13 protein-coding genes are annotated in these 13459 nt (G+C 69.3%); 3 read left to right on the forward strand and 10 right to left on the reverse strand.

What is annotated here, in order from left to right:
- Positions 1 to 9 precede the first annotated feature (9 nt).
- The 10 genes from GEMRO_RS0110595 to GEMRO_RS29000 form a co-directional block, all read right to left on the reverse strand.
- Positions 10 to 1701 (reverse strand): flavin monoamine oxidase family protein, encoded by a 1692-nt coding sequence (locus GEMRO_RS0110595; protein ID WP_027133956.1) that lies wholly within the window; start codon positions 1699 to 1701, stop codon positions 10 to 12.
- Between the two features lie 12 nt (positions 1702 to 1713).
- The gene (speB, locus tag GEMRO_RS0110600; protein ID WP_027133957.1) at positions 1714 to 2661 is read right to left on the reverse strand and encodes an agmatinase; all 948 of its coding nucleotides are present in this window, start codon (positions 2659 to 2661) and stop codon (positions 1714 to 1716) included.
- Entirely contained in the window at positions 2658 to 3458 is an 801-nt protein-coding gene (locus tag GEMRO_RS0110605; protein WP_027133958.1) for a carbon-nitrogen hydrolase family protein, read from the reverse strand. Before GEMRO_RS0110605 ends, speB begins: the two co-directional genes overlap by 4 nt.
- Positions 3459 to 3463: 5 nt before the next feature.
- On the reverse strand, positions 3464 to 5071 hold the full coding sequence (locus tag GEMRO_RS0110610) for a 5-guanidino-2-oxopentanoate decarboxylase (protein WP_027133959.1): 1608 nt from the start codon (positions 5069 to 5071) through the stop codon (positions 3464 to 3466).
- Between the two features lie 5 nt (positions 5072 to 5076).
- Entirely contained in the window at positions 5077 to 5871 is a 795-nt protein-coding gene (locus GEMRO_RS0110615) for an ABC transporter permease (RefSeq protein ID WP_027133960.1), read from the reverse strand.
- Positions 5868 to 6725 (reverse strand): ABC transporter permease, encoded by an 858-nt coding sequence (locus GEMRO_RS0110620; RefSeq protein WP_027133961.1) that lies wholly within the window; start codon positions 6723 to 6725, stop codon positions 5868 to 5870. Before GEMRO_RS0110620 ends, GEMRO_RS0110615 begins: the two co-directional genes overlap by 4 nt.
- Positions 6722 to 7774: an ABC transporter ATP-binding protein gene (locus GEMRO_RS0110625; protein ID WP_027133962.1), complete on the reverse strand. Its 1053-nt coding sequence runs from the start codon at positions 7772 to 7774 to the stop codon at positions 6722 to 6724. Before GEMRO_RS0110625 ends, GEMRO_RS0110620 begins: the two co-directional genes overlap by 4 nt.
- Before the next feature lie 45 nt (positions 7775 to 7819).
- Positions 7820 to 8932: an ABC transporter substrate-binding protein gene (locus GEMRO_RS0110630; protein ID WP_035485126.1), complete on the reverse strand. Its 1113-nt coding sequence runs from the start codon at positions 8930 to 8932 to the stop codon at positions 7820 to 7822.
- 201 nt (positions 8933 to 9133) lie between these two features.
- A complete protein-coding gene (locus GEMRO_RS0110635) occupies positions 9134 to 9937 on the reverse strand; it encodes an SGNH/GDSL hydrolase family protein (protein WP_027133964.1) in 804 nt (267 codons plus the stop codon).
- Between the two features lie 151 nt (positions 9938 to 10088).
- Entirely contained in the window at positions 10089 to 10613 is a 525-nt protein-coding gene (locus GEMRO_RS29000; protein WP_169728361.1) for a TlpA family protein disulfide reductase, read from the reverse strand.
- 51 nt (positions 10614 to 10664) lie between these two features.
- On the opposite strand from GEMRO_RS29000, the gene argH reads away from it, so the two are divergent.
- From argH to lysA, 3 genes are read left to right on the forward strand one after another with little or no spacing between them, the layout of a single operon-like run.
- Entirely contained in the window at positions 10665 to 12032 is a 1368-nt protein-coding gene (argH, locus tag GEMRO_RS0110645) for an argininosuccinate lyase (protein ID WP_051328934.1), read from the forward strand.
- A gap of 29 nt (positions 12033 to 12061) precedes the next feature.
- On the forward strand, positions 12062 to 12181 hold the full coding sequence (gene lptM, locus GEMRO_RS35235) for an LPS translocon maturation chaperone LptM (RefSeq protein ID WP_240476657.1): 120 nt from the start codon (positions 12062 to 12064) through the stop codon (positions 12179 to 12181).
- A complete protein-coding gene (gene lysA, locus GEMRO_RS0110655; protein WP_027133966.1) occupies positions 12178 to 13437 on the forward strand; it encodes a diaminopimelate decarboxylase in 1260 nt (419 codons plus the stop codon). Before lptM ends, lysA begins: the two co-directional genes overlap by 4 nt.
- The last annotated feature ends 22 nt before the right edge of the window (positions 13438 to 13459 follow it).

Consider the following 13459-nt stretch of genomic DNA (forward strand, 5'->3'; position numbering starts at 1 on the left):
TCACTCCGATCAGTCGGGAAGCGCCACCGGGGCCCGGTCCTGGAACAGATCGCCCGGACCAGGGTTGCCGGGGAGGCTCGATCCGCCGAGATGACGTACAACACCCCAGACCGCGTTCAAAGCCGTCGTGACCGCCCCTTCTGCCCATCCCGCTGTCCAGGACACGTCGTCGCCGGCCAGGAAGATGCCGCGCTGTCCGGGCGGCAGCCCGTCCTGCATGAAATGCGTGAACAGGCGGCGCTGGTAGCGGTAGTGGCCGGGCAGGTTGGCCTTGAACGCGCCCATGAAGTTCGGGTCGGCTTCCCAGGAGACGGTGATCGGGTGGCCGATGATGTGCCGGCGGATGTCCAGGCCAGGGTAGATCTGCGCCAGGCTGTGCAGCATCAGCCGCACCCGCTCGTCCACCGGCAGGGACAGCCATTTCAGGGCGTCGTCGTTCCAGGTGTAGGACAGGCAGATCACGCTTGGCCTGCCCTCGCCCTGGTCGAGCAGGTAGGTGCCGCGGGTCAGCCGGTCGGACAGGGTCATGCTCATCCGGTCGCGCCCGGTGGCGGGATCGACGTCCTTCCAGAACGGCCGGTCCACCAGCACGAAGGTCTTGGACGCCTGCATGTAGTGGGTGCGCTCCATCGCCATCCACATGGGATGGGGGAACAGCGCCTCGTCGCAGTCGATCCGCGCGGACAGCAGCCAGACCTGGCAGGTCGCCACGGCGGCCTCGAAGCACTGCCGGTTGCCCCAGCGGTCGGTGATCGCGATCCGGCCGTCGGCGTCCCGCCCGATCCTGGCCACCCCGGGCATCGGCATGCCGTTGTGCAGCGCCTTGAGCGAGGTGCCGTCCGGCCAGTGCACCAGTCCGTCCAGCTTCTGCTCCCACAGGCGCACCGGCAGTTGCTCGACCCCGCCCAGCACGGAGCGATGGTCCTCGTCGGCGTTGGTGTAGACGACCCGCAGGATCTCCAGCATCGAGTTGGGATAGTCGGTGTCCCAGCCGCCGGTGCCAAAGCCGACCTGGCCGAACACCTCGCGATGGCGGAACGAGCGCCGGGCAAACGCTTTCGAGCGGGCGATGAAGCCGTAGAAGCTCTGCTCGTCCAGGGCGGGGACCAGCTGGTTCCAGACCGCTTTCAGCGTAGGCACGTCGCGGGCGCGGATGGCGGCCTGCACCTCGGAGAACGATGCCTCCTGCTCCAGCATCTCCTTCCAGGCATCGGCCACCTCCTGGAACAATGGCGGCAGGTCCGCCAGCCGGCGGGCGTAGTGGGCCTGGCCGCCCAGCTCGATCACGGTGCTGCGGCAGGCGGGGGTGAGCGGGTTGGGGAAGGGCCGGGTGCGCAGCCCGACCTTGTCCATGTAGTGGAACAGCGTCGTGGAGGAGGGCGGGAAGCGCATGGCGCCCAGCTCGGCAATGGTGCCGTCGCCGCCCTTGAACGTCTCCGAGCGCAGCCGCCCGCCGATCCGGTCGGCCTCGTAGACCACCGGCTTGAGGCCCAGCTTCATCAGCTCATAAGCCGCGACGATGCCCGAGATCCCGGCGCCGATCACCGCCACCTCGGTGCCGTGCCGCGTCGCCGGCAGCCGGCCGAGCCCTGCCGGGTGGGCGACATGGTCGTCATAGGCGAACGGGAAGTCCGGCCCGAACATGGTGACCGGCCGGGTGTCTGCGCCGCGCGCCCGGACCCCCGGCATGGATGCGGACATCGGTCGGCCCCCTCAGCTCCGGTACTGGACCCCCGGCAGCACGCACAGCATCTCGAACAGGATGTTGGCCGCGACCAGCGCGGTGGTTCCGGCCTGGTCGTAGGGAGGCGACACCTCGACCAGGTCGCAGCCGACCAGGTTCAGGCCCCGGCAGCCGCGCACGATCTCCAGGGCCTGCCAGATGGTGAGCCCGCCCACCTCCAGCGTGCCGGTGCCAGGCGCGAAGGCAGGGTCCAGGCTGTCGATGTCGAAGCTCATGTAGACCGGGCCGTCGCCCATCATGGCGCGGACCTCGGCCATGAGCGGCACCAGCGACTTGTGCCAGCACTCCTCGGCCTGGACGACCCGGAAGCCCTGCTGGCGCGGCCAGTCGAAATCGTCGGCGGCATAGCCCGAGCCGCGCAGGCCGATCTGGATGGCCCGCTTCGTGTCGATGGCGCCGGCCTCGACCGCGCGGCGGAACGGGGTCCCGTGCGCGATCTTCTCGCCGAACATCTCGTCGTTGATGTCGGCATGGGCATCCACATGGATCAGCCCGACCGGCCCGTGCTTCTTCGCGACCGCGCGCAGGATCGGGTAGACCAGGGTGTGGTCGCCGCCGAGACCCAGCGGGATGCAGCCGGTCGCCAGGATCCGGTCGTAATGGTCCTCGATGATCTGGACCGACTTCTTCAGGTCGAACGTGTTGGTGGGGATGTCGCCGATGTCCGCCACCTGCAGGCTGTCGAAGGGGGCGGCCCGGGTCGCCATGTTGTAGGGCCGGATCATCGTCGATTCCTGGCGGATCTGGCGCGGCCCGAACCGGGTCCCGGCCCGGTGCGAGGCGCCGATGTCCATGGGGATCCCGACGAAGCAGGCATCCAGGCCTTCGGCGGATGCGGCGGCCGGCAGGCGCATCATCGTGCCCGGCCCGGCGAAGCGCGGCATCTCGTTGCCACCGAGCGGCTGGTTGAAGGTCATGCAGGGTCTCCGTGGGCCAGCGGCGCGTACAGCTCCGGCCGGCGGTCGGCGAGATAGGTGTAGAGCGGGCGCGAGCGGTCCAGTATGGCGAGGTCGATCTCGGCGCCGACCACCTCCTCGCCGCGGCCGGCACGGGCAAGGTCCTGGCCCTCGGGGCCGACCACGCAGCTCAGCCCGCAATAGTCGAGTTCGCCTTCCCGCCCGCAATGGTTGGCATAGGCGATGAAGACCTGGTTCTCGATGGCGCGGGCCGGGACGATGGTGCGCGCGATCACGTCGTAGGGCTGCATCAGCGCAGTCGGCACCGCCACCAGCTGCGCGCCCTCCAGGGCCAGCGCCCGAACCGCCTCCGGAAACTCGACGTCGTAGCAGATCAGGACGCCCACCCGGATCCCGTCCAGCTCGACCACCGGGGCATGCGCCGGACCCGGCTGGAACATCGCGCGATCCAGGTCGGTGAACAGGTGGCACTTGCGGTAGTTCAGCAGCGTCCGGCCGGTCCGGTCGATCAGGATCGCGGCGTTGTAGACCTGCCCGTCCTCTCCGCGCTCGGGGTAGCCGTACAGCAGGGCGGTGCCGGTGGCCCTGGCGATCATCGCTGCCCGTCGCGCCGACGGCCCATCGACCGGCTCGGCCAGCCGTGCCGCCGCTTCCCGGCCGATGTTGTAGCCGGACAGGAACATTTCCGGGCTGACCAGCAGCCCGCCTTCCTGGCGCGCCGCCACCTCGGCCATGTGCTCCAGGTTCTCCGCCGGCGTTCCTGCTTTCAGCGGTCCCTGGAACAGCCTCACCCGCATCGTCGTCATCCTTCAGCAGCCAGAAACGGCGCCGCCTCGTCGATCTCGATCAGCGTCGGGACGCTGCGCCCGACCGAAGCCTGCAGCAGCGCGTCCAGGTGATCGAGGCCGGTGGCCCGATCCGCCGCGCAGCCATAGGCCCGGGCGATCGCCACGAAGTCCGGCGTCACCAGTTCGACGCCGATCGGCGGCACCCCTGTCTCGTTCATATAGGTCTTGATCTCGCCATAGCCCCGGTTGTTCCAGAGCAGGATCACGATCGGCACCTGCGCTTCCACCGCGGAGGCCAGCTCGGGCAGGGTGAACTGGAAGCCGCCATCGCCGATCAGCGCCAGCACCGGGCGGTGCGGGACCGCCAGCTTCGCCCCGATCGCCGCCGGCAGCGCATAGCCGAGCGTGCCGTAGCCGGTGGAGGCGTTGAACCAGGAGCGCGGCCGGGCAGGGGCGTAGAACTGGTTGCCGCCATAGACCGGCTGGGTCTGGTCGCCGGCGATCACCGCCCCGGGCAGCGCCCGGTCGACCGCGTCCAGGACCCGCCGCTGGCCGGCAATGGCGGGCCACCACAGGGCCTGGACCTCCGTGCGGACCTTCATCGCCCGTTCCCGACCGTCCCCGGCCAGATTGGGCGCCCGGACCGCCTGCAGAAGCGCGTCCAGCGCCGTTCGGGCATCGCTCACGATCGGCACGTCGGCTGTCCGTATGCGCGCCAGCTGTCCTGGATCGATGTCGATCCGGATCAACCGGCCGTCGAACGCCAGTTCCTGCGGATCGGGATACATCTCGGTCTCGCCGAACTCGGTGCCCACCGCCAGCACCACGTCCGCCTCGCGCAGCGCCTGGCGCAGGGGCTGGAAGCCCAGATTCTCGCCCAGATGCAAAGGATGGCCCGGCGGCATCACGCCCTTGGCGTTGACCGTGTTGGTGAAGGTGGCGCCCAGCAGTTCGATCAGCGCCCGGGCCGGCTCGCCGGCCTCCACCGCACCGCCGCCCAGCACCACCAGCGGCCGCACGGCTTGGCGCAGCAGCTCGGCTGCCCGGGCGATGGCGGCCGGCCCCGGGCCGGGCGGCTCCGGCGCCGGGCGCACCGTCAGGTCGAGATGGCCGGCCTCGGCACGGATCACATCGGTGGGGATCTCGATCAGGACCGGGCGCGGCCGGCTGCTGCGGAACAGGGCGAAGGCGCGGGCCAGCACCTCGGGCAGCTGGTCGGGCGAGAGGATCGTGTGGCTGAACGCGCTGACCTGGGCGGCGAGGTCGCGCTGCGCGGCCAGTTCGTGCAGGGCGCCGCGCCCCATGCCCAGCTGGTCGGTGCGGTTGACGCTGGAGACCACCAGCATCGGCACGCTGTCGCCATACGCCTGGCCCATGGCGGTCAGGATGTTGGTGACGCCCGGGCCGGTCACGGTGAAGCAGGCGGCCGGACGGCCGGTGGCGCGGGCATAGCCGTCGGCCATGAACCCGGCGCCCTGCTCGTGGCGCGGGGTGACGTGGCGAAGCCCGGTCGCGGGCAGACCGCGATAAAGCTCGACCGTGTGCACGCCAGGGATGCCGAACACGATTTCGATGCCGTGGGCCTCCAGCAGGCGGACCAGGACTTCGCCGGTGGTGGTCATGATGGTCAGTCCCTGGACCAGGCGCCGAGCAGCTTGGGCAGGTCGCCAAAGCGCGCGATCAGCCCGAAGATCACGGTCGCCAGCAGCACGAACACCACGGCCACCACCGCCATGACGGGAGTGTAGCCGTAGCGCAGGCTGTTGAAGATCTTGATCGGCAGCGTCTCCACGGTGAAGCCCGCCACCATGTAGGCCACGATGTACTCGTTCAGGCTGAGCACGAAGGCGAAGGCGTAGCCGGAGATCAGGTAGGGCCGCACCAGGGGCAGGGTGACGGTCCGGAACACGGTCGCCTCGTCGGCGCCCATGGTGGTGGCCGCCTCCAGGAGCTGCCGGTCGATGGCGTTCAGGCCCAGGCTGATCATCACCAGCGGCAGGGTGACGAAAAAGATCGCGTGGCTGACGATGGTGGCGACGATCGAGCCGTACAGGCCGACGCTCACCCAGAACACCAGGAAGCCCAGGGCAGTGATCACCGGCGGCAGGGTGAACGGCGCCACCCCGAGCCCATAGAGCAGCTTGCCGTAGCCGACCCGCCACCGCCAGATGAACCAGGCCAGCGGGAACGCGATCAGGACCGCCAGGGCAGCGGAACTGAACGCAATGATCAGGCTGTTGCTCATGGCGTTCAGCCAGGCCGGCTCGTTGAACAGCTCAGCGTACCAGCCAAGCGACGGGTCGCGCGGCGGGAAGCGCAGCTGCTGGCCGCCGTTGAGGGACACGCCGGCCACCACCAGCAGCGGCAGCGCCATGAACAGCACGACCAGGCCCATGAACAGGTCGCGGCCGAACCGGCTCATCGGGGCGCCTCCCGGTTGGTCCCCAGCACCATGGTGAGCCCGATGAAGGCCAGGCTCACCAGCATCAGGAAGATCGCCATGGCCGCGGCGAACGGGATGTTCGACTGGAACACCGCCTGGTCGGTGATGTGCACCGACAGGGTCCAGTGCTGCGGCCGGCCCAGCACCTGGGGCAGCAGGAAGGCGCCCAGGTTGAACACGAACACCATGATCAGCGCCCCGATCAGGGAGTTCTTCAGGACCGGCACCACCACCAGGAAGAAGGTGCGCAACGGCGAGGCGCCCAGCATCCGCGACGCTTCCGGCAGCTCCGGGTCCAGGCGCGACAAAGCCGGGTAGAGGATCAGCACGGTGTAAGGGAAGCCCAGGTAGCAGAGCCCCATCAGGAGCGCGCCGAAGCTGGGCGTCCAGGCCTCCGCCCGGGCCAGCGCCCCCAGCCAGACCAGCACGTTGGACAGGCCGGCGGTGCGCGAGAGCAGGGTCGACCAGGTGAAGCCGATGATCACCTCGGAAAGGGAGAGCACCGCCAGGATGAACACCAGGAACGGCACCTGCGAGCGGCGGCGCAGCCGGGTCAGGAAATAGGTGAACGGGAAGCCGACCGCGACCACGAGGGCCGCAGCCAGGATCGAGATCCATACCGAGAACAGCAGGGTCCTGCCGAAGAACGCGCTCAGGAACCGGGCATAGTTGTCCAGCTCGAAGCCCGGCTCGTAGAACGCGCCCTCGACCTGGTGAAAGAAGCTGACCGCCAGCATGATGGCGAACGGGACCACGAAGAACAGGACCAGCATGCCCGCCGGCCACAGCATCGGCAGGTGGCCGGCCAGGCCCTGCGGGCGCTTCCCGGTCATGACGGCAGCATCACGCAGGCCGCCTCAGGCATTTCCACCGTCACCGCGTCCCCGGTCCGCACGTCCGGCCGGGCGCGCGGGCTCGTCACCGCCAGCACCTCCGTGCCGGCGCAGTCCAGCATGATCTCGACGCTGGCGCCGAGGTCGCGGACGAAGGTCACTTTTGCCGGCAGCCGGTTCGGACCTGGATGGCTGCCCGGGTGGACCAGCACCTCCTCCGGCCGGATCGAGACCGTGGCTTTCGTGCCCTTCGCCAGCTTGCGCTGGCCGTCCCCGGCGATGCTCGCCTCGCCAACCGCGAGCGCCCCGCCCGCGTCGACCACGCCCTGGAGCAGGTTGCTGGAGCCGATGAAGTCGGCGACGAAGGCGTTGACCGGGCTGCGGTAGATCTCGACCGGCGGGCCCACCTGCTGGACCTGGGCATGGTCCATGACCACCACGATGTCGGCCATGGTCATGGCTTCCCGCTGGTCATGGGTCACCACGATGGTCGAGATGCCCAGCCGCTGCTGCAGGAGCTTCAGCTCGACCTGCATGGTCTCCCGGAGCTTGGCGTCCAAGGCCGAGAGCGGCTCGTCGAGCAGGAACAGCTTGGGGTCCAGGGCCAGGGCGCGGGCGATGGCGACGCGCTGGCGCTGCCCGCCGGAGAGCTGCGACACCTGCCGGTCGGCCACGCCCGGCAGGCGCACCAGCTCCAGCAGTTCCTCCGCCTTGCGGCGCCGGGCCGCCGGGTCGACCCCGCGGATCCGCAACCCGTAGGCAATGTTCTCGCCCACCGTCAGGTGCGGGAACAGGGCCAGGGACTGGAACACCATGCCCAGGCCGCGCTGGTGGGCGGGCACGGCCGTGATGTCCTGGTTGTCCAGCAGGATCCGGCCGGAGGTGGGCGCCTCCAGGCCGGCGATCACCCGCAAGAGGGTGGTCTTCCCGCAGCCCGACGGGCCCAGCAGGCAGATGAACCTGCCGTCGGGGAAGTCCAGGTCGATGTCCTTCAACGCCTCGAACATGCCGAAGGACTTGCCGACATGGTCGACGCGCAGTCCGGACATCTCAACCTCATCCTTGCAGTCGAACGGTCGAAACAGACGGGATGGTCAGCCTGCGATCAGCTCGTTCCATTTCTGGCTGATCCACTCGTCCCTTTCGACATAGAGGTCGTAGCGGGGAATGATCGGCGGGATGTCGCTGCCGACCGCGGCGAATTCCTCGGCGGTGAGGTCGGTGGTGTCGCGCCGGACCGTGGGCGCGGTCCCGACCTTGCGGGCCAGCTTCGCCTGGATGTCCGGGCGGCACATGTAGTCGATGAAGACATGCGCCTCGTCGAGCGCGGTGGAAGTCTTCACCACGCACCAGGAGCCGGAATCCAGCACGCCGCCTTCCTCGGGGAAGGTCGAGCGGACCGGCTTGCTCTGGCTGGCGGCCAGCCCGGTGACGTCGTGGTAGTACTCGCCCATCGGGATCTCGCCCGATTCCAGCGCCTGCTGGAACTGGCCCTCGTCGCGCCACCAGAGTTGTACGTTCGGCACCAGCTCCTTCAGCTTGTCGAGCGCCTTCTGCACGCCGGCCTCGTCGGCCAGCATGTCGGTGCCGCCGAACCAGGTCTTGGCGGTGATCTCCAGCAGGAAGGAGTTCTGGGCCAGCGCCATCAGGCCGAGCAGGCCGGCATTGTCCTCGTCCCACAACGCCTTCCAGGAGGTCGGCGCCTCGGGGAACTCCTCGGTGTTGGTGGCGAGCGTCACGTACCAGGATACCGCGCCGATTCCGCTGATCGAGCCGTCGGGATAGCGGTGGATGAAATGCTCGTGCAGGTTCTGGGCGTTGGGCAGCTTCGATTCGTCGAGCTTCGCCCACAGCTCCGAGTTCTCGCCCTTGAGCCTGGCGACCTGGGCCATCATCGAGACATCAGCGGGCGCGGCGCCGGCGCGGGCCGCGGTCTGCAACTGCACCAGCCAGGCCTCGCCGGTCGGTTCGGCCACCGATTCCACCTCGATCCCGGTCTCCGCGGTGAAGTCCGGGTAGATGTGCTCGTCGAAGCTTTCCTTGAAGTAGCCGCCATAGGTGCCGACCTTGAGCGTGCCGGCGGCCCGCGCAGGGCTGGGGCGCAGGCCGGTTCCGGCGAGCGCGCCGAGCGCCGCGGCGCCCAGCATCAGCTGCCGGCGCCCGCTGGTCAGGAGCCCATGTCCTGACGATCCCATCAACTTTGCCATTGGTGACGTTCCCCGCTGCCGACGGGTGATCGCCACGCCGTCAGCCTCTCGCTTTCCATCATGCTTGCGAGCTTTTTCGGCATTCGTCAAAGGCTCGGGCTCTCTCCGGAACGCGACCCTCATGCTAGAAAAGCGAACGGGCGGGGCAGCTTGGCTGCCCCGCCCGTGTCACCTGACCAGAACCGCGCCCGAAGAGGAGCTTCAGCGGGTCCGGCAGACCAGGTCCAGCGTCCGGCTGAACTCGTCGGCCAGGAGCTGCTGGCCTTTGGCGCCAAAATGGTTGTCGTTGTAGAACAGCGCGGTGGTGCCGGCGTTGTTCGGATCGGCGGTGGTGACGTTCTGCAGGCCGTACACCAACGGGCGGGCAAAGATGTCGGTGAACCGCCGGTAGACGTTGGCGCAGAGCATGCCCCGGTGCGTGGCGCGGCGCTGGGCGATGAAGTCGTAGGTGAAGGTCAGCCAGTGGCGGGTTCGCGGCAGGAACTCGGTGCGCTTCTTCGGGTTCCGGCTCCAGTCGTGCACCGCGGTGATCAGCAGCCGGCGGTTGCCGGTGGCGGCGCCGGCGGTAAGCAGCCGGTCGACCCCGACCCGGAAGTCGGCCTTCGCCTGGTTCAGGTTCGCCCAGCGCGCGTCCGCGTAGCGGGCGATGTCGTTGTAGCCGAAATAGACGACCGTGATGTCGTCCGGCCCATAGTTGGGCGCCGCCAGGAAGGTATCGAGCTGCTTCTTGAACGTCCCGTTCAACGGCGAGCTATAGTCCATGGCGGTGGCGCCGGACACGGCAAGGTTGCGCATGCTGACGGCGCGGCCGCGGTTGACCAGCAGCTCCGGCCAGCTCGGGAACACCTTGGAGGTCTGGGCGGTGTCGTAGAGGGGGTCGGAATAGCTGTCGCCCAGGACAACCAGACGCTGCGTGACCCGGTTGGTGATCGGGGCAGCGCGGACAATGGAAGGCGCGGCTACAGCAGCCAGGCCGCCCGCGATGATGTGGCGACGGCTCAACATGGGTGGACCCGACCTCGTGCGGAAGAAGAACAGATGGTCGAGCCTACTAGTGGCACCCGCGCTGGTTGCATAGCCCCTGACCCTGGGCCAGGCATCCCATGGTGCTGACTTTCCATCAAACCTGCGTCAGCTCGGCGAATCTGTCACAGGTTCACCCGGCCAGGAGCTCATCGATCAGCGCGGTGGCCTGCGGCCCGTCCCACTCGGCGATCCCGAGCAGCCGCCCGACTTCCAGGCCCTCCTGGTCGATCACGATCGTCGCCGGCAGGCCGGGAGCGCCCAGCAGCCGCGCGGCTTTCACGGTCGGGTCGCGACCGATGGTCAGGTGCTCGGCGCCGACCTCGTCCATGAAGGCCTGCACCTTCTCGGCCGGCGCCCGGTCGACGCTCAGCGCCAGGACCAGGACCTCCTCCTTGGGGTATTTCGCCTGCAGCCGGTCCAGCGAGGGCATTTCGGTGCGGCACGGCGCGCACCAGGTGGCCCAGAGATTGAGGACGACCACCCGGCCCTGCAGCGCCGACAGGTCGGTCTCGTTGCCGCTCTCGTCCAGGTACTTTATCTCGGGCAGCGCCGTGCGCTCGTCCGGCTTGCGGAAGTCGAACTTTTCCGCGGCGTTCGCCGTCCAGCCGGCCAGGCTGGCGAGGGCGGTGGTCAGGAGCAGGCGGCGGCGGTCCACGATCTTTACCTCTGGGTGCGAAATAGCGTGAGCAGCGGAAGCGGACGTAGCATGTGGGGCGGTCATTTCCAGGAGGGGCCGGCCCCTCTCATGGAAGCGATCAACGCCTCGATCCCCTTCGACCGCAGGCTGTGGCAGGAGGATCTGGAAGGCTCGGCGGCCCATGCGCGCATGTTGGCGGCAAAGGGCGTCATCGCCAAGGCCGACCGCGACGAGATCCTGGCCGGGCTGGAGCGGATCGCCCAGAAGATCCAGGCGGGCGAGTTCGACTTCACCGCGGCCCTGGAGGACATCCACCTCAACGTCGAGGCGCGCCTGACCGAGGATGTCGGCGAGCCGGGCCGGCGGCTGCACACGGCGCGCTCGCGCAACGACCAGGTGGCCACCGACTTCAAGCTGTGGACCCGCCGGGCGATGCTGCGCGCGGATGCGCTCCTGCGCGACCTGCAGCGCGTCCTGCTGGACCTGGCTGAGCGCAACGCCGCGACGGTGATGCCGGGCTTCACCCACCTGCAGGCCGCCCAGCCGGTCACCTTCGGCCACCACATGATGGCCTATGTGGAGATGCTCGGCCGCGACCGCGCCCGGTTCAGGGATGCCTTCGGCCGGGCCGCCGACTGCCCGCTGGGGGCAGGGGCGCTGGCCGGCACCTCCTATCCGATCGACCGGCAGGTGACCGCCCGCGAGCTGGGCTTCACCCGGCCGATGGCCAACTCGATCGACGCGGTGTCCGACCGCGACTTCGCATTGGACTACCTGGCCAGCGCCTCGATCGGGGCGGTCCATCTGTCCCGCATGGCCGAGGAACTGGTGCTGTGGAGCACGCCGCAGTTCGGCTTCGTGCGGATGCCGGAAGCGTTCACCTCCGGCAGCTCGATCATGCCGCAGAAGCGCAACCCGGACGCGGCCGAGCTGGTGCGCGGCAAGTCCGGCCGGATCCTGGGCCACCTCCAGGCTTTGCTCGTGGTCCTCAAGGGCCTGCCGCTCGCCTATTCCAAGGACATGCAGGAGGACAAGGAGGGGGTGTTCGACGCTGTGGACAGCTACGAGCTGGTCCTGCGCGCCACCACCGCCATGCTGGAAGGCATCACCCTGTTCCCGGACAGGATGCGCGCCGCCGCCGGCGTCGGCTACACCAACGCCACCGACCTCGCCGACTGGCTGGTCCGCGAGGGCGACGTGCCGTTCCGCGACGCCCACGGCATCGCCGCGCGCTGCGTGAAGGTGGCGGAGGAGCGCGGCTGCGCCCTGGAGGAACTGCCACTCGACGCGATGCAGGCGGTGGACGCGCGGATCGACCAGCGGATCTTCGCCGTCCTGGGCGTCGAGAACTCGGTCGCCAGCCGCACCAGCGAGGGTGGCACCGCCCCGGTCCGGGTGCTGGAGGCGATCGCCGCCGCCAAGGTACGTTTCCTGTGATGCCCCTCCCTTCCCACCGGATGGTTGCCATGCGCCCGCTCGCCCTCGCCGCCCTGCTCGCCCTGGCCCTGGCCACCGCCGCCTGCGGCAAGAAGGGTGACCCGGAGGTTCCGCCGCCCGAGCCGGCGGCTGCCGAGAACGACGGATGACCGGCATGTTCCAGCGCCGGGACGGCCGGCTGTTCGCCGAGGAGGTGGCGCTGACCGACATTGCGGAGGCGGTCGGCACGCCCGTCTACGTCAATTCGGCCAACGGGATGCGCCAGCAGGCGCGGATCCTCCAGGAGGCCTTCGCCGGCCAGGACGTCCGGATCTGCTATGCGGTGAAGGCCAACCACCACCTGGCGGTGCTCCGGCTGTTCGCCGGGATGGGCCTGGGCATGGACACCGTTTCCGGCGGCGAGATCGCCCGGTCGATCCGGGCGGGCTGCCCCCCGGACCGGATCGTGTTCGCCGGGATCGCCAAGGACGACGACGAGATGCGGCTGGGGCTCCAGCACGGCATCTACCAGTTCAACGTCGAATCGGTGGAGGAACTGCACCGGCTGGACCAGGTGGCGCGCGCGGTCGGCCGGCGGGCGCCGGTGGCGCTGCGGGTCAACCCCAACGTCGCGGCCGGCGGGCACGACAAGATCTCCACCGGCCGCAAGGGCGACAAGTTCGGCGTGCCGCTGGAGGATGCGCTGGAGATCCTGACCGCGGCGGACGGCATGGAGGGGGTCGAGCCGGTCGGCCTGCACTGCCATATCGGCTCGCAGATCGTCGAGCTGGCTCCCTTCGAGACCGCCTACCAGCGGGTGATCGAGGCATGGCGGGCGATCCGTGCCGGCGGCGTGGCGCTGTCCCGGATCGATTTCGGCGGCGGCTTCGGCGTGCGCTACCAGGAGCCGCCGCGCTTCCGGATCCCCGACTACGCCGCCATGGTGAAGCGGCTCACCGCCGGCCTCGGCGCCACGGTCGTGCTGGAGCCGGGCCGGTTCCTGGTCGCGGAGCAGGCGGTGCTGCTGACCCGGGCGATCTATCTCAAGCAGACCGCCGACCACCGTTTCCTGGTCCTGGACGCCGGCATGAACACGCTGATCCGGCCGGCCATGTACGGCGCCTGGCACGACATCGAGCCGGTCGAGGGCGGGCGGGGCGACGAGGCGCCGACCGAGGTGGTGGGGCCGATCTGCGAGAGCAGCGACTTCTTTGCCCGCGGCCGGATGCTGCCGCGCCTGGAGGGAGGCGATTTGGTCGCGATCCTGCAGGCCGGCGCCTATGGAAGCGTGATGGCGTCGGACTACAATTCTAGGCCAGGCCCGGCCGAGGTCATGGTAGATGGAAGCCAGTTCGACGTGATCACCCGGCGCCGGCCGGTCGAGCTACAGTTCGAGGACGAGGTGATACCCCGCTGGCTCGGATAAGCCGGGATGGCAGGCGGAGCTG

The sequence above is a fragment of the Geminicoccus roseus DSM 18922 genome (genome assembly GCF_000427665.1).
Lineage (GTDB): Bacteria > Pseudomonadota > Alphaproteobacteria > Geminicoccales > Geminicoccaceae > Geminicoccus > Geminicoccus roseus.

Coding starts and splice junctions, on each gene's coding strand:
- GEMRO_RS0110630 (WP_035485126.1), bottom strand. CDS start 8,932: ATGGCAAAGTTGATGGGATCGTCAGGACATGGGCTCCTGACCAGCGGG.
- speB (WP_027133957.1), bottom strand. CDS start 2,661: ATGACCTTCAACCAGCCGCTCGGTGGCAACGAGATGCCGCGCTTCGCC.
- argH (WP_051328934.1), top strand. CDS start 10,665: ATGTGGGGCGGTCATTTCCAGGAGGGGCCGGCCCCTCTCATGGAAGCG.
- lysA (WP_027133966.1), top strand. CDS start 12,178: ATGACCGGCATGTTCCAGCGCCGGGACGGCCGGCTGTTCGCCGAGGAG.
- GEMRO_RS0110615 (WP_027133960.1), bottom strand. CDS start 5,871: ATGAGCCGGTTCGGCCGCGACCTGTTCATGGGCCTGGTCGTGCTGTTC.
- GEMRO_RS0110610 (WP_027133959.1), bottom strand. CDS start 5,071: ATGACCACCACCGGCGAAGTCCTGGTCCGCCTGCTGGAGGCCCACGGC.
- GEMRO_RS0110635 (WP_027133964.1), bottom strand. CDS start 9,937: ATGTTGAGCCGTCGCCACATCATCGCGGGCGGCCTGGCTGCTGTAGCC.
- GEMRO_RS0110605 (WP_027133958.1), bottom strand. CDS start 3,458: ATGCGGGTGAGGCTGTTCCAGGGACCGCTGAAAGCAGGAACGCCGGCG.
- GEMRO_RS0110620 (WP_027133961.1), bottom strand. CDS start 6,725: ATGACCGGGAAGCGCCCGCAGGGCCTGGCCGGCCACCTGCCGATGCTG.
- GEMRO_RS0110625 (WP_027133962.1), bottom strand. CDS start 7,774: ATGTCCGGACTGCGCGTCGACCATGTCGGCAAGTCCTTCGGCATGTTC.
- GEMRO_RS0110595 (WP_027133956.1), bottom strand. CDS start 1,701: ATGTCCGCATCCATGCCGGGGGTCCGGGCGCGCGGCGCAGACACCCGG.
- lptM (WP_240476657.1), top strand. CDS start 12,062: ATGCGCCCGCTCGCCCTCGCCGCCCTGCTCGCCCTGGCCCTGGCCACC.